Raw genomic sequence first — 22,604 nt, 5'->3', positions numbered from 1 at the left:
GGGGGAGCGGGCCCTCCTCCGGTTCACGGCGGCGGGCCCGTAGCGGTATGTACCGGTAGCGACATGTATAGGCCGGGCGGGCGCGGCCGGTCTTGGCGCTGCCTGCCGCCGTCTTGGCGCCGAGTGCCGAACTCGGCGCGCGGCCTCGTCTCGACTCGCTCATTGACGGATCTGACCGGCTGTAGAAGCCTTGCGGGTGGCGTCCGGGACCGCCCCCGCACTGTGAAGGAGCGTCATGGCAACGCTCGTCCGCACCTCGGACCGCCCTGCCGCCGACCAGGCCGAATTCTGGCGGCACACGATCAGCTCGGCCTTCGGGCCCTTCCACCTGCGCCCCGCCGCGGAGGGGGGCGCCTTCCCCGCCCGGCTGCTCGGCCGGACCTACGGGGACGTCGAGGCCGGCGACGTCCGCGCGCCCGCGCACGCGGTCCGGCGCGGCGACCGGCAGATCGCCCGCGACACCCGCGAGTGCTACAAGATCGGTCTGGTGCTGCGCGGCTCCTGCGTGCTGCGGCAGAACGGCCGGCGGGTCGCGGTCGCCGCCGGCGACGCGGTGTTCTACGACCTGACCCGCCCGGTGGAGATCACGTTCGGCGCCCACCACATCTTCACGGTGGTGATCCCGCACCGCGCCCTGCCGCTGCCGCACGCGCGGGTGGCGGGGCTGGGCGGGACGCTGCTGTCCGCGCGGGCCCGCACCGGGCGGCCGGTGACGGCCCTGCTCGCGGCGCTGGCCGAGGACGCCCGCGAGCACGGCGGACCCGGCGGCGGCCCGGACGCCGCGGACGGCGCGGACGCCTCCGGCGGCGCGGCGCCCCCGGCCGGCGAGCCGTTCGCGCACCATGTCGGCGGGGCGATCGTCGAGCTGGTCGCCGGGGCGGCGGGGGAGTGGCTGGGAGTGCGGGACGAGTGCGCCGGCCGGGCCCCCGAGCGGGCGGCGATGCTGCGCGCCGTCCGGGAGTGGATCGAGGCGCGGCTGCACGAGCCGGACCTGTGCCCGGCGCGGATCGCGGACGCGCACCACGTCTCCGTCCGGCAGCTGTACCGGCTGTTCCAGCCGACCGGCACCACCGTCGCCCGGTACGTCCGGGACCGCCGCCTGGAGCGGTGCCGCCGGGAGCTGGCCGACCCGTTCCTCGGCACGCAGCGGATCGGCGCGATCGCGGCCCGCTGGGGGATGCCGGACGCCGCCGGGTTCAGCCGCGCGTTCCGCGCGGCGTACGGGGTCACGCCCAGCGCGTACCGGGCCGCCGCCACCGGCCGCCACCGGCCCGAGTAAACCCCCACAAAAGGGATGTTCGGCTGGGAATTGAACCGTCCGTCGCGGGGAAGGCGGGGAGCACGAAGCGAACGCGACATCGGGAAGAGGGGGAGCACCGATGAGCGATGCCGACGACGTGCGCGGCGCCGCGCTGCAGCTGGAGTACGAGGAGGACCTCGGCCCGCTCCTGGACCGGATCGGGGACGCCTCGTGCGTGCTGCTCGGCGAGGCCAGCCACGGGACGCACGAGTACTACGCCTGGCGGTCCGCGATCACCCGGCACCTCATCGCGGACAAGGGCTTCTCGTTCGTCGCCGTGGAGGGCGACTGGCCGGACTGCCGCCGCGTCGGACGGTCGGTGACGCTCGCGCCCGGCGCGGCCGCCGACCCGCGCGCCGAACTGGACGCCTACGAGCGCTGGCCGACGTGGATGTGGGCCAACGAGGAGACCGCCCGGTTCTGCCGCTGGCTGCGCGACCGCAACGCGGACCTCCCGGCGGACCGGCGCGCCGGCTTCTACGGGCTCGACGTCTACAGCCTGTGGGAGTCGCTCCGCGCCGTCGTCGAGTACCTCGCCGACCGCCGCCCGGAGTACCTCGGCACGGCCCTGGAGGCGTACCGCTGCTTCGAGCCGCACGGCCAGGACCCGCAGTCCTACGGGCGGAACACCTCGCTCGTCCCCGCGGGGTGCGAGGAGGAGGTCCTCGCGCTGCTCTCCCGGCTGCGCCGTCCCGTCGGGCACGCCCCCGACCACGACCGGCAGGCCGAGTTCGACGCCCGGCAGAACGCCGAGGTCGCCGCCGGGGCCGAGCGCTACTATCGGTCCATGATCGTCGGGGGCGCGGAGTCGTGGAACGTCCGGGACGTCCACATGGCCGACACCCTCGACCGGCTGATGGATTTCCACGCCGCCGGAGGACGCCCCGGCAAGGCCGTGGTGTGGGCGCACAACACCCATGTGGGCGACGCCCGCGCCACCGACATGGCGCGGGCGGGGATGGTCAACCTCGGGCAGCTCGCCAGGGAGCGGCACGGCCGCGACCGGGTGGTCGTGGTCGGGTTCGCGGGCGGTCCCGGCGAGGTCGTCGCGGCGCCGAGCTGGGGCGCGGCGATGGAGGAGATGCTCGTCCCGCCGCCGCGGGCCGGGTCGCTGGAGGCGGTGCTGGCCGAGTCGGAGCTGCAGCGCGGCCTGTTCGTGATGCCGCCCGAACGCGACAAGCCGTCCTTCCTCACCCGCACGCTGGGGCACCGGGCGATCGGCGTCGTCTACGACCCCGACCGGGACGGGCGCCAGTACGTCCCGACGAACGTCGCGGAACGCTACGACGCCCTGTGCTGGTTCCGCGCCACGACCGCGCTGCAACCGCTCCACCTGGAGCGGGCGCGCCTCGGCGAGCTGGAGACGATGCCCACCGGCGTATAGGCGCGATAGGAGTCGCTGATGTCGCTTACCCTGCCTCCCGGACCGCTCTCGGGTTCGCCCGGCGAGACGGTCAATTACACGATCGACGCGCCGAAGCACAAGCTGTTCATGCACGACTTCCCCCGCCGCGTCCGCGCGCGCTTCGCGGGCGAGACCGTCCTGGACACCGAGCGAGGCAAGCTCGTGCACGAGACCGGGCTGCTGCCCGTCCTCTACGTACCGGAGGAGGACGTCCGCACGGACCTGCTGGAGAGGACCGAGCACAGCACCCACTGCCCGTTCAAGGGCGACGCCGCGTACTGGACGCTGCGGGTGGGCGACCGGGCCGCCGAGAACGCGGTGTGGGCCTACCCCGAGCCGCTGCCGCCCGCGTCCTGGCTGCGCGGGTACATGGCGTTCTACTGGGGCCGGATGGACGCCTGGTTCGACGAGGACGAGGAGGTGCGCGGCCATCTGCGCGACCCGTTCCACCGCGTCGACGTCCGCGCGACGTCCCGCCGCGTCCGCGTCCTGCGGGGCGGCGACGTCCTCGCCGACACGACCCGGGCGAAGCTGCTGTCGGAGACGGGCCTGCCGAACCGGTTCTACATCCCGGCCGAGGACGTGAGGACCGACCTCCTCGTGCGCAGCGGCACCCGCACGGTGTGCCCCTACAAGGGGGAGGCGACGTACTGGTCGCTGCGGGACGGCGCCGCCGACGTCGCGTGGTCCTACGAGGAGCCGCTGGAGAACGCCCTCAAGGCGGCGGGCCACCTGTCGTTCGACCACGCCGACCTGACGGTCGAGGCGGGCCCGCCCGGCGCCTGACCGGCCCGACGTGATCCGCCTCCCGGACGGTGATACCGCGTTGCCTCGCCCGCACCGCCGGTTTACCGTTCGGGTGACGGATCCGCACCCGCCGCGCAAGGAGGACCGTTGGCCCCGCACGCGTCCTCCCCGCATCCCGGCTTCTGGCCCGCGCTCGACGCGGCCCAGCAGGCCGCGCTCCGCGCCGTCGCGCGCGTCCGGCAGTTCGGGGCCCGCGCGCCGCTCGTCTACCAGGGCGACGAGTCCGACCACGTGATCGTGATCGAGCGGGGCTGGGCCAAGGTCACCGCGACGACCGCGGACGGCCACGACGTCGTGCTCGCCGTGCGCGGGCCGGGCGACCTCATCGCCGAGAGCGCCGCGCTCGGCGGCCGGACCCGCTCGGCGACGGTGACGGCGCTGTCGCCGATCCGGGCGCTGGTCGTCCCGGCGTCCCGCTTCACCGGGTTCCTGGAGTCGCACCCGGACGTGTGGCGGCTGGTCACCGGCACGTTCGTCGACCGGATCGACGACCACGACCGCCGCCTGCAGGCGCAGGCCGCCGCCCGCGGCGCCCGCCGGCTCGCGCTGCTGCTCGCGCAGCTCGCCGAACGGTCCGCCCGGCACGTCCCGCCCGCCCGCGACGGCGCGATCGAGATCGGCCCGCCGCTGTCCCAGGCCGAGCTGGGCAGCTGGACGGACGCGTCCCGCGAGACGGTCGCCCGCGCGCTCACCGTCCTGCGCCGCGCCGGGCTGATCCGCACCGGCCGCCGCCGCATCACCGTCCTCGACCTCCCCGCCCTCCACGACTACGCCGCCCAAGACCCCGACGACGCCCCCGACGACTGACACCTTCCTTCGCACCGAAGAGGCCGCCCAAGCCGCCGTGGAAAGCTGCTCCGCCCGGTCACGCCCACGGCGGGCGTCGGGACGGGATGCTCCCGGCGGGCCGAGGTCCTGAAGGTCACCAGAGCACGGGACCGTTCACGTCGAAGAAGCCGCCGCTGGGACCGTCCGCGGGGAGCGTGGCGGCGCGCACGACGACCTTCGCGCCCTCTGCCGGATGCTGCGTTCCGAGATTGTTGTTCAGATCGGTGGCGTTGTATCCGGGGCACACCGAGTTGATTTTGATCGGTGTGTCGTCGAGTTCGACGGCGAACCATCCGGTGAGCGCGTTGAGGAGGGTCTTCGAGGCGGGGTAGGCGAAGGCCGGAAACCGTCCCAGCGGAGTGTTCGGAGATACGAGCGTGGTGATGGAGCCCATCGTGCTGCTCACATTCACGATGCGCCCGGCCCGCGCTCTCCGTACGAGCGGCAGGAATGCCTGCGTGACGCGCAGCGCCCCGTAGAAGTTCACCTCGAACGTGCGCTGAATCGTTTCCAGCTGCACGGTACTGGGAAGGCCCTCTCCTTCCCCGATCGCGACACCTGCGTTGTTGACCAGCACGTCCAGCGCGCCGGTTTCATCGCCGATGCGCGCCGCAGCGGCCCTGACGCTTTCCGTGTCGGTCACATCGAGACTGACGAGCCGAACGTCCCCGTCGTCGGCGAGTCCCTTCGCCGCTGCTTCGCCGCGCCCCTGGTCGCGGCACCCCAGCCAGACGGTGAAGCCCAGCTGCGCGAGCTGCCGCGCTGTCTCGAATCCAATGCCCTTGTTGGCGCCCGTGACGAGCGCCGTCCGCTCAGCGATGTTCACGGCCTCGATACTGCCGGACCAGGGCGGTACGATCCATCACGTCAAGTCTCCGATTCTTTACGCATCGTCCAAGGAGGGGTGGGTGCTCGGCTCCGACGATCCGATCGCTGATGCCATCGGTCTCCTGCGTCCCCGCACCGTGGTCGAAGCCGGCCTCCACGCCGCCGGGTCGTGGGCGGTGCGTTTCGATCCGTTCCCGCACGTCAAACTCGGCGTCGTCGTCCGCGGCGAATGCTGGCTGGCCCTCGAAGGGCACGAGCCCGTGCTACTGAGAGAGGGCGACTTCTACCTGCTGGGCAACCCTCCCCCCTACGTGCTGGCCAGTGCGCTCACCGCCCGACCGCGCACCGCGAAGTCGTTGTGGGACGGCGCCGCGAACGGCATCGTGCGGATCGGACCCGAAGCCGAGGAAGACGCTTTCCTGTGCAGTGGGCACTTCCGGTTCGACGACGCGAACGCCTCGATCCTGCTCGATGTCCTGCCGCCCCTCGTGCACGTCCAAGCCGCGGACCCCCGGGGAAAACTGCTCGGACACCTGAGCGAACTGCTGGTCACCGAGGTGGAGACCACCGCCGTCGGCGGCTCTCTGGTCCTGGACCATCTTGCGCAGATCTTGTTCGTCCACATGCTGCGCGCCCACGCCGACCAGGCCGGTCGGCCCACAGGCTGGTTGGGGGCGCTCAACGACGACGGCATCGGTGCCGCACTTCGCGCCATGCACGCGGACGTGGCGCACCGCTGGACGCTCAACGAACTCGCAAAGATCGCCCGCATGTCACGCTCGGCGTTCGCCGCGTCCTTCAAGAACCAGGTCGGAACCGCCCCGCTGGAGTACTTGATCGAGTGGCGGATGAGCCTTGCCCGCGATGCCCTGCGCCGCGGCACTCGATCGATCTCCGAACTCGCCTTCGCGACCGGCTATGCATCCGAGAGTGCCTTCAGCACCGCGTTTCGCCGTGTGGTCGGCTCCTCGCCCAAACAATTCCGGGACGCCGCACATCGGGGTGCGCACACCGCGCCGACGGTGTAGGCGTGGTTGTCCTGGCGTCGGCTGTGTCTTGGACGAGCCGGCACGATCGTCATATCAGCACGGCGCTCTGGGCGGTGGCCTTGCGGGTTGGAGTTGATCGAGCAGTGGCCGGACTGACAGATCCGTCTCCAGGTGCTTATGATGTCCGGGATGAAGAACAACTCCTCGTACAGATCGGGGGGATCGTTCGCGCAAGGTGAGTGCTGATGGCACCGCACCTCGCGAACATTCCGGCCCGTCTGCTGATGTGGCAGCGCGTGCGTGAGTACGCCGTGCCACTGTCCATGATCGAGACTGCGACCGCACGGCGTGCGGTCGGTGACTGGGCGGGGGCCTGCGCCTCCGCTCGGATCGACATCGATTTCGATCTGCGCGCCGTACGCGACCGCTACGGCACCGAGTTCGTCACCCGCCTTAAAGCGGATCTGCGTCGGCTGGCGCCGGATCTGCTTCGCTGGCACATGCCCCGCGTCGCTCCCCACGGGCGGATCCGGCCCGGCCTGACCATCTCCCTCAGCCGTTATGGCCGCTCCGGCACCACGCCGTTGCAGTTGGTGGTGCGGACACCGCCGGCTTGGGCGGACGCCGGCCAGCGGATGTCCTTGGCCCTCTGGGACGAGCACGGCGACGACGCACCGGGCCGTCACCCGCACCCGCATCCCGCCCGGCGTTTCCGGCTCGACCTGCACCGGCATCTGTGGGACTCCAGTCGATGCGGCGAACTGGCGTCGCGCTGCGGTGCCGACATCGCGCCGGTCCCGGCTCCCCCCGACCGGCCCGACCCGCTCGACTGGCTGAAAGGGCCGGTCCGGCCCGTTCCCTCCGAGGCCGATGATCTTTCGTGGGCGTCGGCGCGGTGGGCCGCCGAGGCCGAGCTGTTGCTGGGGGCGGAGGGCGACTCCGGCGGGGTTTTCACCGTGCGGTTCGGCGCACGGGACCGCAGGGCGTTCGAACTCGTCGCCCCCGACGACCACCACGTCCCGACGTTCCGGCCGCTTCGGGAGGCGCCGCCGCCCCAGGTGGTCGCGGCACTGCCGGTGCTCCCGGAGGCGTCGGCCCGGGTCCTTCCGGATCTGGCGTTGCTGCGGGCCGGGCTGGTCGCCGCCGATCGGCTGCATCCGCTTGTGGCCAAGGCGTTGTCGGCGTCCGGAGCAGAACCCGCGCCCGGGCCTGGGCAACAGCCCGGCGACCCCCACAGAGTGGAGTGCCGGGGCGAGGTCCACCGGATCGCGCTGCGGGACGGGGTGCTGACGGCGGTCGACCACGACCCGGCGCAACTGCGCAGGGAAGAGCTGCTGGTGGCACTCGGTGGCCCCGCGCTGCCGTGCCTTCGCGCGATCGACGCGGTGCACCGCGACCCGCAGGCACTCCCCGCCGTCCGGGAGCGGCTCGGCCACGGCGATGTCTCCGGGGCGCTGGCCGTGGTCGAGGGCCTGCTCGGGTCGGGTGCGGTCCTGCGCGACGGGCCCCTGCGAGAGGCGCTGGAGTCCGCCGCGGCCCGCCGCCTCGACCACGGACTCTTCCGCTCCGGCCTGCGCCCCGCGCACCCTCCCGCGACGCGCCCCCCACGGCGCGGTCGGGCGCGCTCCCGCACCAGTCGAGCACGGGCAAGCTGACCGTCCCGCGCTCGCAGCACGAATTCCGCACGGGCCGGCTCCACCGTCCTGCGGCCATGCCGTCCATTTCGACTACCCCCAGGTGAAGCCCATGATCTCCAGTGCCCTTCCGTCCGCATCGGTCCCGACGACCGGGACGTCCGCCGGCGCGTCCGGAACCGACCCGCAACTCGCTCTCGCCGACGACCTGTTGGCCCTGCTGCGAACCACCGCAAGCGAGCCGCGCCCCGACGAGCAGCTCGAAGCGCTCACCCTGGCCGTGGCGGCCGACCTGCCCGTGCTGCTGTGGGGCGAACCGGGCATCGGCAAGACCGCGGCGCTGACGCAGCTCGCCGCCTCGCTCGACCTGCCGCTGACGACCGTGATCGCCAGCGTCCACGAACCGACGGACTTCTCCGGGCTGCCCATCGTCGGCGATGATGCGGCGACGCAAGGAGTGCCCATGGCGCCGCCGCAGTGGGCAGTGGACCTCGTCCGTGCCGGACGGGGACTGCTCTTCCTGGACGAACTCTCCACCGCCACTCCGGCCGTCCAGGCCGCGCTGCTCAGGGTCGTCCTGGAGCGGAGGGTCGGTGCGTTGCAACTGCCGCCGGCGGTACGGATCGTGGCCGCCGCCAACCCGCGCGCATCGGCAGCGGACGGATGGGAGCTGAGCCCGCCGCTGGCCAATCGGTTCGTGCACCTGTACTGGGTCCACGACAGGGACACCGTGGTGCGCGGGCTCGGCGGGGTCTGGCCCCGGGCGCGACTGCCCCGGCTGGTACCGGAGAAGCTGCCGGAGGCGGTGGCCTACGCCCGGCGGGCGGTCTGCGGATTCCTGCAGGCACGGCCGACACTGATCCACCGGCTCCCGAGCACCGAGACACGGCGCGGCGGTGCCTGGCCGTCGCCCCGGAGCTGGGAAGCCGCGCTGACACTCCTGGCCTTCGGTACGGCGGCGTCGGTCTCTCGGGAGGTGCTGGCGGCGCTGGTACGGGGCGCGGTGGGGGACGGGCCGGGGCTCGAACTTCTTGCCCATCTGGACCGGATGGACCTGCCGGACCCCGAGACGCTGCTCGCCGATCCCGCGTCCGCCGAGCTGCCGATGCGGGGAGACCTGCGTCAGGCGACTCTGGAGGCGGTGGTGGCCGCCGTGGGCGCACGGCCGCAGCGGGAGCGCTGGGAGGCGGGCTGGATGGTCCTGGTCCGGGCGCTGGAGACCGGTGCCGCGGACCTGCTGGTCGCCCCGGCGAAGGTCTTGGCCTCGCTGCGGCGTGACGACTGGGAGGTGCCGGAGTCGGTGGAGCGGCTGGCCGGAGTGATCGGCCTCGCCCGGCGGGCGGATCAGTCGGTACTGCGGGCCGCGGGGGCGGCCGGCGCCGAGCCCGCGGCCCGGGTGGGCCGGTGACGAGAGCACCGAAGGTTCCGATGGCCCGGCCCGCACCGCCGCGCCGAGCGCGGGCCGCCGTTCCGACGCGCCCGGCCGCCTCCGGCGAGCCGTACGGACCGCCCGGCCTTCCGCTGGACCTGGAGAAGTTGCTGGCCGCGCGACTGCACGCGGTCAAGGTTCGTCCCTATCTGGCGAGCGCGCTCTTCGCGCTGCACGTCGTGGAGGACCGTTCAGTGCCGACGATGGCGGTGGACGCGCACTGGCGCTGCTATGCCTCCCCCGGCTTCGTCGCGCGCACCCCGGTGGAGGAGCTGGCGGGCGTCTGGGTGCACGAGGTCTCCCATCTGCTGCGAGACCATCACGAACGGGGAGACCGGTACGCGAGAGAGCACGGGGAGAACGGGCCGGGCGAGCGGCTGCGGCGGAACATCGCCGCCGACTTCGAGATCAACGACGACATCTACGGTGACGGTCTTCCCCGGCCCGCCGGAGCGGTCCTGCCGTCGATGCTGAGGCTGCCCGCCGGGATGCTCATGGAGGAGTACCTGCGGACGACCTCCCTGTCCGGGCTCACGCCGGACCTGGCCTGGCTGGACTGCGGCAGCGGGGCCGACGGACAGGACCGTCCGTGGGAGCTGGGGCCCGACGGGGCGCACGGCCTGAGCAGGCAGCAGCGGGACGCGGTGCGCTTTCGGGTCGCCGAGGGAATCAAGGGTCGGCCGGGCGACGCACCGGAAGGCTGGCGCCGCTGGGCAGACGAGGCGTTCCACCCGCCCCAGCCGTGGCGGCGGTTGCTGGGGGCGGCGGTCCGCTCGGCAGCGGGAGCCCCCGGGGCAGGAGAGGACCACAGCTACCGGCGCCCGTCCCGGCGCGCGGCCGCCGTCCCCGGTGTGCTCCTGCCGAGCCTGCGCCGTATCCCGCCCCGGGTCTGCGTGGTGATCGACACATCCGGATCGGTCAGCGACGCCGAACTGGGCAGCGCGCTGCTGGAGGTCGCGGCGATCTCGCGGGCGGTGGGCGGGCGCCGCGACCTGGTGTCGGTGATCTCCTGCGACGCGGCGGCCGGGGTCGCCGTCCCGCTCTGCCGAGCCGAGCACCTCGAGCTGATCGGCGGCGGCGGAACGGATCTGCGCTCGGGTTTCACCCGGGCGCTCCGCCTGCGGCCCCGCCCGGACGTGATCGTCGCCCTGACGGACGGCCAGACGCCCTGGCCCGCCGAGCAGCCCCCCTGCCGCACCGTCGTGGGCCTCTTTCCTCGTCCAGCGAGCGCAGTGGACGAGGACGACCCCGACTACGCCCCGGACAACCCGCCGCACTGGGCCCGCGTTGTCACGATCAGCTGAGGAAGCGCGACAGGCGCGGCTCGTTCTCGGGAGAAATCCGACCCAGCTCAGAGAAACCCCTACGGAAGAGCCGCGCCCGTCGACGATGACGACGGCGCGCGAGCCCGGCTCCGTGAAGTGCCCTACGGATGGTGGGGTCGCGGGCCGGCGTGTCACGTTCGGGTCAGGGGATTCCGGGCCTCGGCGGCGAGGCGTTGTTGTGCGTCGGCCCAGGTGAGGGGTAGCTCCGAGCCCCGGACGGTCCAGAACACGAACGTCGAGTCGCGCATCACCGCGCGCTTGCGGCGCATGGTGGACCGGTGCGGTTCGGCGGCCGCGTAGGCCCGCAGGGCCGCGTCGTCGCGCCACGCGGACAGCGTCCAGAACGTCCGCTTCGCCAGTTGGGCCTTGAGCGTGAACCCGTGCGCCCCCGGCGCCGTGCGGGCCTGCCGCAGCAGCGCCAGCGAGGCAAGGAAGAAGCCCGGGACGTGCCGGAGTGAGCGGACCTCGAAGCGGGAGGCCATCACCACCACGTCGGCGTCCGGGTCCGCGGCCTCGCGGGGGATCCAGGGAAGGGTCGGCATGGTGCCTCCTCGTCGGCAGCGAATCTAGTCATTGGCTAGATTGCCTCGCCGACGCGAACTTGTCAATGGCAAGATATGATCGGGGCGACCGAGGGAGGACACCATCGAGCAGCCGAGCTACCACCACGGGAACCTGCGGCGCGCCGTCCTGGACGCGGCCGCCGCCGCGATCGCCGAGTCGGGTCCGGCCGGCTGGAGCCTGCGCGAGCTGGCCCGCCGCGCGGGGGTGTCGCACGCCGCCCCCGCCCACCACTTCGGCGACAAGACGGGCGTGCTGACCGCCGTGGCCGCCGAGGGCTACGCGCGGTTCGCCGACGCGCTCGAGGCGGCGGGCGACGACCTGCACGACACCGGCCTCGCCTACGTGCGCTTCGCCGTCGACCACCCCGCGCACTTCGCGGTCATGTTCCGCCCCCAGCTCTACCGGACGGACGACCCCGAACTGGCCGCCGCGCGCGCCCGCGCCGACGCCGTCCTCACCCGGGGCGTGCGCGGCGCCGCCCCCGACGGCGGCCGGGACGCCGACGGCTCCGCGGCGCTCGCCGCGTGGTCGATCGTGCACGGCTTCGCCGACCTGTGGCTGAGCGGCGCGCTGCCCGCGGACCTGGGCGACGACCCGGTCGCGGCGGCGGGGCCGATCATCGGCCACCTGTTCCCTGGCTAGAACGGCCAGCGGCCCCGCCGGGCCTCCTCGATCAGCGGGACGACGCCCAGCGCGGCGTCGGAGAGGCCGTGGAAGACGATCCGGCCGGGTTCGTCCGGCTGCTCGTGGTCGGGCCGGTGGTCGCTCAGCCACGCGTACACCGGGACGTCCGCGCCGAGCTCGTCCGTCCGGTGGAACTCGACGGCCACGACGCGGTCGTGCCCGTCGAGGGCGCGGGCGACCGCCGCGGGGTCCGACCGCGTCAGGGGGCCGAGGCCCGCGGCGGGCCAGCGCAGCCGGCCGTGCAGCGGCGACTCGCCGGGGACGACCGGGAGGGGCTCGCCCAGCCCGCTCACCACGTCGGCGGACGCGCAGCGCAGGGCGAGCGCGAGGGCGAACACGGCGCCCGCGGCCGTATCGTTGCCCGCCACGATCAAGGTGCGGCCGGGGATCGCGGGGACGGCGGGCAGGTTCACGGCCGCGGCCTCCTCCAGGACCGGCCCCCAGCGCCGGCCCGCGACGCGGTCCCGGGCGGCGGCGAAGCGCAGCGGCAGCAGCCCGGACGCGCGCACCTCGGCCGGGTCGGCGAGGCGTTCGGCGATCTCCATCGCGGTGTCGAACGGGATCCCCGCGGCGTCGAACCGGCGCAAACCGTCCAGCAGGTCGGGCAGCGCCATGCGCGGGACGAGCCGCTCCCAGTCGTCCCGGCGGAGGCGGCGGCCCAGCGCGCCCGCCTCCTGCCGCCACGACCGGGCGGGGGAGCCGGGGGCGCGGCGGCGCAGCGCGAGCCGGAACACCTCGGCCTGGGCCGCGTCCCGGGGCCGCGGGTGGACGAGCGAGATCACGTCGCCGAACCGCGGCGGGCGGGCCGCCGGGAGGCCGCCGCGCACGGTCAGCGTGGACCGCAGGAACGACGGGACCGACAGGTGGCGGCCGCCGGTGTCGTACAGGGCGAGGGCGCGCTCGTCGTAAAGGCGCGCGACGGCGTCGGCGATGCCCCGCTTCAGCGGTTTGGGCAGCGGCCTGCCGTGGGTCCGGAGCCAGTGCCCGAGCAGCAGCCCCGGATCGTGCGGGTGCCGCAGCACGGACGCGACCACCTGCCGGGGCGTGCCGCCGGGGCCCTGCGGCGGCCGCTCCCGGACGTACGCCGCCGCGCCGGCCAGCGCCGGATACCGCATCGGGGTCGCGGCGCGGAGCCAGCCGAGGAACGCGGCCGTCCACGCGGGGTCGGCGCGCGCCGCCTCCCGGACGAGCCCGGTGAAGCGCTCGGCGCCGCCCCGCGGCCACGCGGACATCACGTCCTCGTAGCCGACGCGGGCGAGCGTCATGACGAACAGCTCCTCGAACGGGCCGTCGATGGCGCGTCTCCTTCCCTGCCTGCCGGGCGGGGAGCGCGCCCGAGAACCGTCGGCGGCGGGCTGGTGCCCCGGCGAGTCGCGAGCCGTCGCCCCTCCCGGGGCGGCGTCTCCGCATCTCCCTTTCGCGAACCGCGGCCTGCACACCGGGCGCGCTCCCGCGCGGGAGCCTAGAACCCGGCACCGACAGAACCAGCGGGAGGCAGGTGATCAGAAGGCGGGTGATCAGAAGGCGGGTGCGGTCCGGTGCCTGCGGCGCCGGTAGCGCGGCAGCCAGCTGCGGCGGCAGACCAGCCGGATCGGGACCGGCTGGAGCCCCAGCACCGCGCGGCACGTCGGCTCCGGCGCGCCGTCCAGCAGCCAGGGCAGGAAGAGCCGCAGCCCGCGGACGCCGATCTCGTGCCGGAACTCGACGTCGAAGGTGCCCCACTCGAACGCCGTGAGGCTGTCGTGGATCAGCGGCAGGACCTCCGCCTCCTTGTGGTCCAGGAGTGCGCGCACCGCCTTGCGGAGGTCCCGGGCGTACGCGGCGAGCACCCGCGCGTCGTGGTGCTCCACCGCCGCGTCCACCGCGTCGACCAGCGGGACGGTGCGGAGCGCCAGGGCGTCCATCGCGTCGAGGGCGGCGGCCCGCCCGGGCGGCCCGCCGGGCACGTGCCGCATGACCGACCACAGCGCCCGCCGCTCCGCGGCCTGCTGCGCCCGCCAGTGCAGCGCGAACAGCGCCCACACGTCCGCCGCCGCCGGGCTGGACCCGCCCTCCGCCGCCAGCCAGTCGGCGTCCCGGCGGAAGGCGTCGTACGCGGCGTGCAGCATCGTGAGGTCGAAACGTCCCGGTGCGTCCCGCATGTGCTTCATCTACCCCGCTGACCGTGTACCTACCGGTCCGGCGCCGCCCCCGCGGCCCCGACGGCTTCAGCGTACGACGCCCCCGGCGCGGTGATCACCCGGGGCGGGCCCGCCCGGCGGGCGCTCACGCGGGTTCGGCCGCGCGCTCCCGGATCCGCTCCCGCTGCGGCACCACCGTGTACTTCGGGTCCTTCGCCGACCGCATGCCCGCGTGGAACACCCCGAACCGGGTGCACGCCGAACCCGCGAGCAGGGCCGCGCCGCAGAGCGCCGCCGCCGTCCGGTTCCGGCCGCCGAGCAGCGCCCCGCCCGCCGCGCCCGCCGCCGTGAGCACCCGCGCCGCGCGCATCAGCCGCCCGCCCGTGCCCTCCCGGTAGTTCTCCGCGATGATGCCGAGCCGCCGCTCCATCAGCGTCGCCGCGCCCAGCTCGAGCGCCGCCCCGCACACCGCCGCCGTCCGCATCGGCGCCGTCTCCCGGGGCGGTGCCGCGACCAGCGCCATGCCGGACGCCGCCACCGCCGCCGACCCCGCGAACACGAACGGCAGCTCCCGGAACCCCTCGTGCCAGGCCGGGACGGCCGTGTCGGCGGCCAGCACGGCGGTGTAGGCGGCGACGCCCGGCCCGAGGGCCGCCGCGCCGGCCGTGGCGGCGTGCCCGAGCCGCGGGAACAGCCCCGTGACGTCCAGGGCGGCCGCCGCGCCCGCCAGCGGTCCGTACGCCGCCAGCAGCCACGAGCCCATGCTCATCGGCGACGTCGGCTTCATCACCCGCAGCATGTTGTAGAAGCGCCCGGGGCGGCCCAGATCGTGGATCAGCGCGGCGGTCGAACCCGAGATCGCCCCGAGCGACGCGGCCTTCAGCGCCCGCGCCGCCGCCGGGCGTCCCGTCCAGTGCGCCCCCGCGGCCAGCACCGACCCGGCCCCGGCGAGCCCGCCGAGGAAGAAGTACCCGGCGATGTCGACGGACTTCCAGACCGGCGGGTTCAGGATCGGCTTGCCGTAGTACGAGCGGAACTCGGCGTCCGGCACCATCGCCCGCTCGCCGCGGCGGCCCCGCCGGCCGCGGCGCCCGTCCGGGCGGTGCCCGCCCTGCCCGATCCTCGCCTCCCGGTCCGGCCGCGCCCCGGTGATCCCGTCGCGGCCCACGTCGGACGTGCTCACCGCGCGCCTCCCCGCGGCCCGTGGACGGCGAACACCGCGGCGAGCCCGCCCGCCAGCGCCGCCGCCGCGACGCCCGCGTGCCGCCACATCGACGGCAGGTCCCGCGTGGTGACCACCGGGTCGGGTGGCAGCCCGTACACCTCCGGTTCGTCCAGCAGCAGGAAGAACGCGCCGTCGCCGCCGACCCCGTCGTCCGGATCGTGCCCGTACAGCCGCGCGTCCTCCACGCCCATGCCGTGCAGCTGCTCGACGCGCATCGCGGCCCGCTCGCGCAGCTCGTCCAGCGGCCCGAACTGGATGGAGTCGGTGGGGCACGCCTTCGCGCACGCCGGCTCCATCCCCACCCCGAGCCGGTCGTAGCACAGCGTGCACTTCCACGCCCGCCCGTCGCCCTTGCGCTGGTCGATGACCCCGTAGGGGCACGCGGGGATGCAGTAGCCGCACCCGTTGCAGATGTCCTCCTGCACCACCACCGTGCCGAACTCGGTGCGGAACAGCGACCCGGTCGGGCAGACGTCCAGGCACGCCGCGTGCGTGCAGTGCTTGCAGACGTCCGAAGCCATCAGCCAGCGCATCCCGCCGTCGCCCTCGGCGGACGGGACGCCCTCGGCCTCGGGCCGCGCCGACACCGGCCTGTCCTGCTCGATGAACGCGACGTGCCGCCACGTGTCGGCGCCGAGCCCCTGCGTGTTGTCGTAGGACATGCCCGTGAACTCCAGGCCGTCCTCGGGCACCGCGTTCCACTCCTTGCAGGCCACCTCGCACGCCTTGCAGCCGATGCACACCGACGTGTCGGTGAAGAACCCCATCCGGGGAGGCGGGTCCCGGTGGCCGGCGTTGCCCGCCACGTCGGGTTCCGGTCCCGCGAGCAGGTTGCGGCCGACGAGCGTCCCGTCGGATCCGGAGCGGCCCATCCGACGACCTCCATCCCGGTGGTGCACGGCGCTTGGTCCATGGCGCCGCCCGCCGCACGGCGCGCGCGGCGGGCGGAGTGCCTGCACCCTTCCCGGGACGCGGCGCGCTACACGTGCGCCCGGACCGGCGGCGGCGCCGCCCGGCGCCGCGGGGCGGGGGAGCGGGGTCAGGGGCGGGCCCGGGGGCGCCTGCGGGCGGGCGGGACGGGCGGCGCGGCGCGGCCCTCGACGACGCGGTTCGACACCGTGCCGATGCCCTCGACCGTGAGGGTGACGACGTCGCCGGGACGCAGCGGCGGCGGGTCGTCCCGCCCGCCGCGCAGGCCCCACAGCTCGGCGAGGCAGCCGCCGTTGCCGCAGGTGCCCGAGCCGAGGACGTCGCCGGGGCGCACCCGGGTGCCGCGCGACGCGTAGGCGACGAGGTCCTCGAACGGCCAGCCCATGTTCGACAGCAGGTCGCGGCCGACGACCTCGCCGTTGACCTCGGCGGTCAGCGCGAGCCGCAGGAACCCGCCGGCGTCCCGGAACGGCTCCAGCTCGTCGGCGGTGACGAGCCACGGGCCGAGCGTCGTCGCGAAGTCCTTGCCCTTGCAGGGGCCGAGGCCGACCCGCATCTCGCGGGACTGCAGGTCGCGCGCCGACCAGTCGTTGAAGACCGTGTACCCCGCGATGCGGTCGCGGGCCGCGGCCGGCGACAGGTCGCCGCCCGCCCGGCCGACCACCGCGGCGACCTCCAGTTCGAAGTCCAGCTCCGCGCAGCCCGGCGGGACGGGCAGGTCGTCGCGGGCGCCGATCATCGCGTGCGGGTTCGCGAAGTAGAACGTCGGCGCGTCGTACCAGGCGTCCGGGACGCCCGCCGCGCCGTCGACCGCGCGGCGCACGCCCTCGACGTGCTCCTCGAAGGCGACGAAGTCCCGGACGGACGGCGGTTCGACGGGCGGCAGCAGCCGCACGTCCGCGACGTCCACGGGCGGGCCGTCCGGCTCCGGGAGGCCGCCCGGACCGGACGGGCCGAGGACGTCCAGGACGTCGATCAGGCGCGTCCCGTCCGGGAACGGCCGGATCGTCCCGGACTCGACGATGCCGCAGCGGACGCGGCCGGCGTGCTCGAAGGTGGCGAGGCGCATGCGGGCTCCCGGGATCAGACCGGCGGGGCGACGAACACGCCCCGGTCCGGATCGTTGAACGACTCCTTCGCGACCAGCTCGTTCATCGGGTTGGCGGTCCCCCACTGATCGGTGACCTCGGGCCGCGAGAAGTCGTACACGTGCGGGTGCCAGGCGTCCTCGTCGAGCGTCTCCAGCTCGGTGGTGTACTCGACGGTGTTGCCGTGCGGGTCGAGGAAGTACGAGAACGTGTTGTCGCCCGCCAGGTGCCGACCGGGCCCCCAGATCATGCGGACGCCCGCGCGCAGCAGCCGCCCGGTCCCGTACATGTACTCGTCGAGCCCGCGCATCTCGAACGACACGTGGTGGACGGACGTGTGCGGCCCCTTCGCGATCGCCAGGCTGTGGTGCCGCGGGTTGCAGCGCAGGAAATGCATGACCTCGCCCATGTGCGGCGACGACAGCGTGTCGCTGAGCGCGAAGCCGAGGTGCGCCTCGTACCAGCGGCGGGTCGCGCCGATGTCGGGGGAGTTCAGCACCACGTGCGACAGCCGCACCGGGACGGCCTCGCGCTCCTCCAGTCTCCGGTGGGCGCGGACGGCGACGTCGGCCGACACCTCGACCGTGCGGCCGTCGACGTCGAAGAACCGGAAGCCGTAGCCGCCGCCGGGCGTCGCCAGGGCCGCGGGCTCGCCGATCAGCCGGACGCCCGCGGCGCCGAGCCGCTCGGCGAGCGCGTCCACGTCGGCGGGCGACGCGGCGCCGAACGCCACGAGGTCGAGCCGCTTCTCGGCGTCCCGCCGCAGCCGGACGACGTACCGCTCGGGCGACCCCTCGGCGGCGAGGAACGAGATGCCGGAGTCGTCCGCGACCTCGGTGAGGCCCCAGACGCCGGCGTAGAAATCGCGCTGCCGCTCGAAGTCGGGCACGGCGAGGTCGACGTGCCGGAGGTGGGTGATGAGACGGTCGGACATCGTGCTCCTTGCGGGGTCAGGGGAGTTCGGTGACGAGGGCGCCGATGCGGCCCATCAGGCCGGGCACGTCGGCGTCCGGGGACGGGTCCAGCTGCCATTCGCCGAGCCGGACGGACGCCTCCACGACGGCCCTCGCGCGCTCGTACCGGCGGTCCATGAACGCCTCGAAGACGGCCCGGCCGGGGCCGCCGGCGGCGAGCAGCAGCTCGGCGAGGACGGCGGCGTCCTCCAGGCACTGTGCGGCGCCCTGCGCGAGGGTGGGCGGGCAGGCGTGCGCGGCGTCCCCGATCAGGACGACCCGCCCGCGGTTCCACGGGCGGTCGACCAGCAGCGACTCGAACCACGTGTAGTTGATGCGGTCCGGGTCGGTGATGTCGTCGCGGATCTCCGCCCAGACCCCGCCGTACGCCTCGGCGAGCGCCCGCATGTGCGCCGGCTTGTCGGCGTCCGCGATCGACTCGCGCGGGCGCGCCCGCTCCACCAGGTACGCGTACATGGTGTCGGGGCCGGTCGGGCAGTACCCGGCGATGAAGCAGGGCCCGCCGTAGACCAGGTCGGTCCGCTCGACGCGCTCCGGGCGCCGCGTGTGGACGCGCCAGATGCCCATCCCCGTCGGCGCCGGCTCGGTGCCGATGCCGATGAGCCGCCGCACCGCCGACCGGACGCCGTCCGCGCCGACCACGAGGTCGTACCGCGCGGCCGTCCCGTCCGACAGGTGCGCGACGACGTGGTCGCCGCGGTCGTCGAGGGCGTCCACGGTGGTCCCGTACCGGATGCGGGCCCCCGCGTCGCGCGTCGCGTCCGCGAGGATCCGGTTCAGCTCCGGCCGGTGCATCCCGACGGTCGCGGGCAGGTCGGGGCCGCCGCTGCGGACGTCCGGGATCTCGGCCAGCAGCGTCCCGTCCGGCGCCCGCAGGCCCAGCACGTCGAACGCGAACCCGGCCGCCGCGACCCGCTCCCACACGCCGAGGTCGCGCAGCACCCGCAGCGCGTTGCCCTGCAGCGTGATCCCGGACCCGAGCGCCGCCGGCCGCGCGCCGAGCTCGGCGACGTCGACGGCGACGCCCGCGCGGGCCAGCAGCGTCGCCAGCGCGGGCCCGGCGGTGCCCGCGCCGACGATGAGGACGTTCTCCACGGCGGCTCCCTTCGGTCGGTGCTCCAACCTTGGGTCACCGCCCACTGATCAGGGAAATAGATTCCCCGTATGCGGACGATCCGTCCCGTGGATGACGTGAGGCGGTGCGCCGGGAGGCCGGTTTATCCGGGGCGTTCGGGGAGACGCTGACGGCGACGTCGCAGGGGACTCAGCGGGCGCGGGGGCGCCGGCCCCGCGACCCGGGGGTACGCGATGAGAATGATGCTGAGGGCACGCCTGGACACCCAGGTCTCGAACGAACTGCTCGCGGACGGCACGATGGCGCAGGTCATGCAGTCGCTGCTGGAGCAGTTCAAGCCGGAGGCGGCCTACTTCCATCCCTACGACGGCGGCCGCACCTGCACGCTCGTCTTCGACATGCAGGACACTTCCCAGCTGCCCGCCCTCACCGAGACGTTCTTCCAGAAGTTCGGCGCGGAGATCGAGATCTGCCCGGTCATGAACGTCGAGGACATGCAGAAGGGGCTCGCCGCCCTGCGAGGCTGACCGGGCGCGACCCCACGGCACGACCCGACGGCACGCCGCCGGACGGCACGCCGCCGGACGGCGGCGTGCGTCCCTCCGGTGCGGCTCAGCGCGCCAGGTGGCGGGAGATCACGAGCCGCTGGATCTGGTTCGTCCCCTCGAAGATCTGCATGACCTTGGCCTCGCGCATGTTGCGCTCCACCGGGAAGTCGCGCGTGTAGCCCGCGCCGCCGAGCACCTGCACGGCGTCCGTCGTCACCTTCATGGCGTTGTCGGTCGCGACCAGCTTCGCCACCGACGCCTCCCGCCCGTACGGCCGTCCCATGTCCTTCAGCCGCGCCGCCGCCAGGTACGTCGCCCGCGCCGACTCGACCGCCGCCTCCATGTCGGCGAGGACGAACGCGAGCCCCTGATGCTCGATGATCGCCTTGCCGAACGCCTCGCGCTCCTTCGCGTACGCGACCGCCGTGTCGAGCGCCCCCTGCGCGAGCCCCGTCGCGACCGCCGCGATGCCCAGCCGGCCCGCGTCCAGCCCCGCCAGCGCGATCGACAGCCCCTGCCCCTCGCGCCCGATCAGGTGGTCCGCCGGGACCCGGACGCCCTCCAGCCGCACCGTCGCGGTCGTCGAGCCCATCAGGCCCATCTTGTCCTCGGGCGCGTCGAACTCCAGCCCGGGCGTGCCCGCCGGCACGTGGAAGCACGAGATGCCGCGCGCCCCGTCGTCGGACGTCCGCGCCATCACCGTGTAGAAGTCGGCCTTCCCGCCGTGCGTCGTCCACGCCTTCGCGCCGTTCAGCACGTAGGAGTCGCCGTCCCGCACGGCCTTCGCGCGCATCGCCGCCGGGTCCGACCCCGCGTGCGCCTCCGACAGGCAGTACGCGCCGAGCCGCTCGCCCGACAGCATGTCCGGCAACCACCGCGCCCGCTGCTCGTCCGTCCCGGCCGTGAACAGCGGGAAGCACGACAGCGCGTGCACGCTCACCCCGACGCCCACGCTCGCCCACACCGCGCCGATCTCCTCCAAGACCTGCAGGTAGATCTCGTACGGCTGGGCGCCGCCGCCGAACTCCTCCGGGTAGGGGAGCGACAGCAGCCCCGCCCGCCCCAGCGTCGTGAACACGTCGCGCGCGAACTCCCCGGTGCGCTCGGCGTCCGCGACCCGCGGCGCGAGCTCCTTCGCCGCGATCTCCCGGGTCAGCGCGATCAGGTCCGCCGACTCCTGGGTCGGCAAGGAACGGATGGCGGGCATGGGCGGGCTCCTCTCGTCACCCCGACGGTACCAAAACGAGTACCAAAGGCCCCATTTTGGTACCGTTTCTGGCATGACCTCGGTGGACGGCACCCCCCGGACCCGCGCGGAACGCCGCCGCGCCGACCTCGTCGACCGCCTCACCGCCCTCTTCCTCGCCCGCGGCTTCGCCGGCCTCGGCGTCGCCGACCTGGCCGCCGAACTGCGCTGCTCGAAGAGCACCCTCTACACGGTCGCCGCCAGCCGCGAGCAGATCATCGTCACGGTCGTCCGCGCCTTCTTCCGCCGCGCCACCGAGCGCGTCGAGGCCGCCCTGGACGCCGTCCCCGCCCGGCGGGGGCCCCGCGAGCGCGTCGGCGCCTACCTGCGGGCCATCTCCGCCGAGCTCGCGCCCGCGTCCCCCGCCTTCTTCGCCGACCTGGACGCGTTCCCCCCGGCCCGCGAGATCTACGAGGAGAACACCGGCTTCGCCGTCCGCCGCGTGCGCGGCCTGGTGAGCGAGGCGGCCCCGGACGCCGACGCGGCCTTCGTCGGCGCCGTCGCCGGGCAGGTCATGGAGTCGATCCACCGCGGCGACATCAAGGCCCGGACGGGCCTGGACGACTCCGCCGCCTACGCCGCGCTGGCCGCCCTCATCGTCGCCCGGATCCACGCCTGAACCCGGGCCGGGCCCACGACGCCGCCGGTCAGTACCCGGCCTGGTGGAGCGCGTGCTCCACCAGGGTGACGAGGATGCTCTTGGCGACGTCCGGGCGGCGGACGTCGCACAGCACGACGGGCACGTGCGGGTCGACGTCGAGGGCGTCGCGGATCTCCTCGACCGAGTAGCGGCGGGCGCCGTCGAAGACGTTCGCGGCGACCACGAACGGGATCTCCCGCTGCTCGAAGAAGTCGATGGAGGCGAAGCTCGTCGTCAGGCGGCGGGTGTCGACGAGGACGACCGCGCCGACCGCCCCGTAGGCGATCTGGTCCCACATGAACCAGAACCGCTCCTGGCCGGGCGTGCCGAACAGGTACAGCCGCACGCCGCCGGAGAGGGTGATGCGGCCGAAGTCCATCGCGACGGTCGTGGTGGTCTTGGCCTCCACGCCGCGCAGGTCGTCCACGCCGGCGGAGACGTCGGTGAGGGTCTCCTCGGTGCGCAGGGGGCGCACCTCGCTGACCGCGCCGACGAGCGTGGTCTTGCCGACGCCGAACCCGCCCGCCACCAGGATCTTCAGCGTGTGCAGCGGGACGTCGTCGTCCCGCGCGGCGGCGGGGACGGCGTCAGAGGCGGCGAAGTTCATCGAGCACTCTCATCAGTAGCCGGGGGTCGGGTCGTTCGGCCTGCCGGGCCTGCTGCACCTCTTCGATGAGGCCGTAGTGGTGCAGGTCCTCCAGCAGGATCTGCACCACCCGGAACGGCAGGTCGGTCTCCGAGGCCAGGTCGGCGGGGGTGGAGGGCCGCCGGCACAGCTCCAGCAGCGCGCGCTGCTCGCGCGACAGCCAGACCCGCTCGCCCGGGGGGCGGCCGGTCGCGACCAGGACCGTGACCAGGTCGAGGACGAGCCCGCGGGTGCGGGTCCGTCCGCGGGTCATCGCGTACGGCCGCACGACCGGGCCCGCCTCCCGGCCGATCCAGCGTTCTCTCGGCGTCTCCACGGC

General features: G+C 74.3%; 23 protein-coding genes. 11 read left to right on the top strand and 12 right to left on the bottom strand.

Annotation, left to right across the window (positions count from 1 at the left end):
• Nucleotides 1-235 precede the first annotated feature (235 nt).
• The 4 genes from H505_RS0127125 to H505_RS0127110 all read left to right on the top strand — a co-directional run bounded on the left by H505_RS0127125 (nt 236) and on the right by H505_RS0127110 (nt 4,319).
• On the top strand, nt 236-1,279 hold the full coding sequence (locus H505_RS0127125) for an AraC-like ligand-binding domain-containing protein (protein ID WP_026404497.1): 1,044 nt from the start codon (nt 236-238) through the stop codon (nt 1,277-1,279).
• Nucleotides 1,280-1,379: 100 nt separating this feature from the next.
• Entirely contained in the window at nt 1,380-2,684 is a 1,305-nt protein-coding gene (locus H505_RS0127120; RefSeq protein WP_084550884.1) for an erythromycin esterase family protein, read from the top strand.
• Between the two features lie 18 nt (nt 2,685-2,702).
• Complete coding sequence (locus H505_RS0127115; protein WP_026404495.1) at nt 2,703-3,491, top strand: DUF427 domain-containing protein; 789 nt, start codon at nt 2,703-2,705, stop codon at nt 3,489-3,491.
• 108 nt (nt 3,492-3,599) lie between these two features.
• On the top strand, nt 3,600-4,319 hold the full coding sequence (locus H505_RS0127110) for a Crp/Fnr family transcriptional regulator (RefSeq protein ID WP_026404494.1): 720 nt from the start codon (nt 3,600-3,602) through the stop codon (nt 4,317-4,319).
• 115 nt (nt 4,320-4,434) lie between these two features.
• Here the strand turns inward: H505_RS0127110 and H505_RS0127105 are convergent, their stop codons facing one another.
• The gene (locus H505_RS0127105) at nt 4,435-5,166 is read right to left on the bottom strand and encodes an SDR family oxidoreductase (protein ID WP_026404493.1); all 732 of its coding nucleotides are present in this window, start codon (nt 5,164-5,166) and stop codon (nt 4,435-4,437) included.
• Nucleotides 5,167-5,248: 82 nt separating this feature from the next.
• Between H505_RS0127105 and H505_RS0127100 the strand changes: the two genes are divergently transcribed.
• The 4 genes from H505_RS0127100 (at nt 5,249) to H505_RS0127085 (ending at nt 10,524) form a co-directional block, all read left to right on the top strand.
• On the top strand, nt 5,249-6,196 hold the full coding sequence (locus H505_RS0127100; protein ID WP_026404492.1) for an AraC family transcriptional regulator: 948 nt from the start codon (nt 5,249-5,251) through the stop codon (nt 6,194-6,196).
• Nucleotides 6,197-6,402: 206 nt separating this feature from the next.
• Nucleotides 6,403-7,812, top strand: a complete 1,410-nt coding sequence (locus H505_RS44580; RefSeq protein ID WP_051301212.1) for a hypothetical protein — start codon at nt 6,403-6,405, stop codon at nt 7,810-7,812.
• A 91-nt stretch (nt 7,813-7,903) separates the two neighbouring features.
• Entirely contained in the window at nt 7,904-9,199 is a 1,296-nt protein-coding gene (locus H505_RS0127090) for an AAA family ATPase (RefSeq protein WP_026404491.1), read from the top strand.
• Nucleotides 9,196-10,524: a vWA domain-containing protein gene (locus H505_RS0127085; protein ID WP_245592639.1), complete on the top strand. Its 1,329-nt coding sequence runs from the start codon at nt 9,196-9,198 to the stop codon at nt 10,522-10,524. Before H505_RS0127090 ends, H505_RS0127085 begins: the two co-directional genes overlap by 4 nt.
• Before the next feature lie 152 nt (nt 10,525-10,676).
• On the opposite strand, the gene H505_RS0127080 is transcribed toward H505_RS0127085, so the two are convergent.
• Nucleotides 10,677-11,087, bottom strand: coding sequence for a DUF3291 domain-containing protein (locus tag H505_RS0127080; RefSeq protein ID WP_034520036.1), 411 nt, complete (start codon nt 11,085-11,087; stop codon nt 10,677-10,679).
• A gap of 103 nt (nt 11,088-11,190) precedes the next feature.
• On the opposite strand from H505_RS0127080, the gene H505_RS0127075 reads away from it, so the two are divergent.
• The gene (locus H505_RS0127075) at nt 11,191-11,751 is read left to right on the top strand and encodes a TetR/AcrR family transcriptional regulator (RefSeq protein WP_026404488.1); all 561 of its coding nucleotides are present in this window, start codon (nt 11,191-11,193) and stop codon (nt 11,749-11,751) included.
• Here H505_RS0127075 and H505_RS0127070 read toward each other — a convergent pair.
• The 7 genes from H505_RS0127070 to H505_RS0127040 all read right to left on the bottom strand — a co-directional run bounded on the left by H505_RS0127070 (nt 11,748) and on the right by H505_RS0127040 (nt 19,225).
• Entirely contained in the window at nt 11,748-13,058 is a 1,311-nt protein-coding gene (locus H505_RS0127070) for a hypothetical protein (RefSeq protein ID WP_026404487.1), read from the bottom strand. The two genes, H505_RS0127075 and H505_RS0127070, sit on opposite strands and share 4 nt — an antisense overlap.
• Nucleotides 13,059-13,310: 252 nt before the next feature.
• Nucleotides 13,311-13,934, bottom strand: a complete 624-nt coding sequence (locus H505_RS0127065) for a hypothetical protein (RefSeq protein ID WP_026404486.1) — start codon at nt 13,932-13,934, stop codon at nt 13,311-13,313.
• Between the two features lie 124 nt (nt 13,935-14,058).
• A complete protein-coding gene (nrfD, locus tag H505_RS0127060; RefSeq protein ID WP_026404485.1) occupies nt 14,059-15,096 on the bottom strand; it encodes an NrfD/PsrC family molybdoenzyme membrane anchor subunit in 1,038 nt (345 codons plus the stop codon).
• Complete coding sequence (locus tag H505_RS0127055; protein ID WP_233617828.1) at nt 15,093-15,905, bottom strand: 4Fe-4S dicluster domain-containing protein; 813 nt, start codon at nt 15,903-15,905, stop codon at nt 15,093-15,095. The genes nrfD and H505_RS0127055 overlap by 4 nt, the downstream gene beginning before the upstream one ends.
• Before the next feature lie 272 nt (nt 15,906-16,177).
• The gene (locus tag H505_RS0127050; protein WP_026404483.1) at nt 16,178-17,137 is read right to left on the bottom strand and encodes a fumarylacetoacetate hydrolase family protein; all 960 of its coding nucleotides are present in this window, start codon (nt 17,135-17,137) and stop codon (nt 16,178-16,180) included.
• A 14-nt stretch (nt 17,138-17,151) separates the two neighbouring features.
• Entirely contained in the window at nt 17,152-18,090 is a 939-nt protein-coding gene (locus H505_RS0127045) for a VOC family protein (protein ID WP_026404482.1), read from the bottom strand.
• Between the two features lie 16 nt (nt 18,091-18,106).
• Nucleotides 18,107-19,225 (bottom strand): FAD-dependent monooxygenase, encoded by a 1,119-nt coding sequence (locus H505_RS0127040; RefSeq protein WP_026404481.1) that lies wholly within the window; start codon nt 19,223-19,225, stop codon nt 18,107-18,109.
• Between the two features lie 213 nt (nt 19,226-19,438).
• Here H505_RS0127040 and H505_RS0127035 point away from each other — a divergent pair, with 213 nt between their 5' ends.
• Nucleotides 19,439-19,732, top strand: a complete 294-nt coding sequence (locus tag H505_RS0127035; protein WP_026404480.1) for a DUF3303 domain-containing protein — start codon at nt 19,439-19,441, stop codon at nt 19,730-19,732.
• Nucleotides 19,733-19,817: 85 nt separating this feature from the next.
• Here the strand turns inward: H505_RS0127035 and H505_RS0127030 are convergent, their stop codons facing one another.
• Nucleotides 19,818-20,960 (bottom strand): acyl-CoA dehydrogenase family protein, encoded by a 1,143-nt coding sequence (locus tag H505_RS0127030; protein WP_026404479.1) that lies wholly within the window; start codon nt 20,958-20,960, stop codon nt 19,818-19,820.
• Between the two features lie 73 nt (nt 20,961-21,033).
• On the opposite strand from H505_RS0127030, the gene H505_RS0127025 reads away from it, so the two are divergent.
• Nucleotides 21,034-21,618: a TetR/AcrR family transcriptional regulator gene (locus H505_RS0127025; protein WP_026404478.1), complete on the top strand. Its 585-nt coding sequence runs from the start codon at nt 21,034-21,036 to the stop codon at nt 21,616-21,618.
• Between the two features lie 28 nt (nt 21,619-21,646).
• Here H505_RS0127025 and H505_RS0127020 read toward each other — a convergent pair whose 3' ends face one another.
• Both H505_RS0127020 and H505_RS0127015 read right to left on the bottom strand, forming a co-directional pair.
• Entirely contained in the window at nt 21,647-22,246 is a 600-nt protein-coding gene (locus H505_RS0127020) for a GTP-binding protein (protein WP_034520030.1), read from the bottom strand.
• Nucleotides 22,227-22,601 (bottom strand): DUF742 domain-containing protein, encoded by a 375-nt coding sequence (locus H505_RS0127015; RefSeq protein WP_026404476.1) that lies wholly within the window; start codon nt 22,599-22,601, stop codon nt 22,227-22,229. Before H505_RS0127015 ends, H505_RS0127020 begins: the two co-directional genes overlap by 20 nt.
• Between the last annotated feature and the right edge of the window lie 3 nt (nt 22,602-22,604).

The organism is Actinomadura rifamycini DSM 43936, assembly GCF_000425065.1.
GTDB classification, from domain to species: Bacteria; Actinomycetota; Actinomycetes; order Streptosporangiales; family Streptosporangiaceae; genus Spirillospora; species Spirillospora rifamycini.
This window is presented reverse-complemented; position numbering and strand designations above follow the sequence as displayed.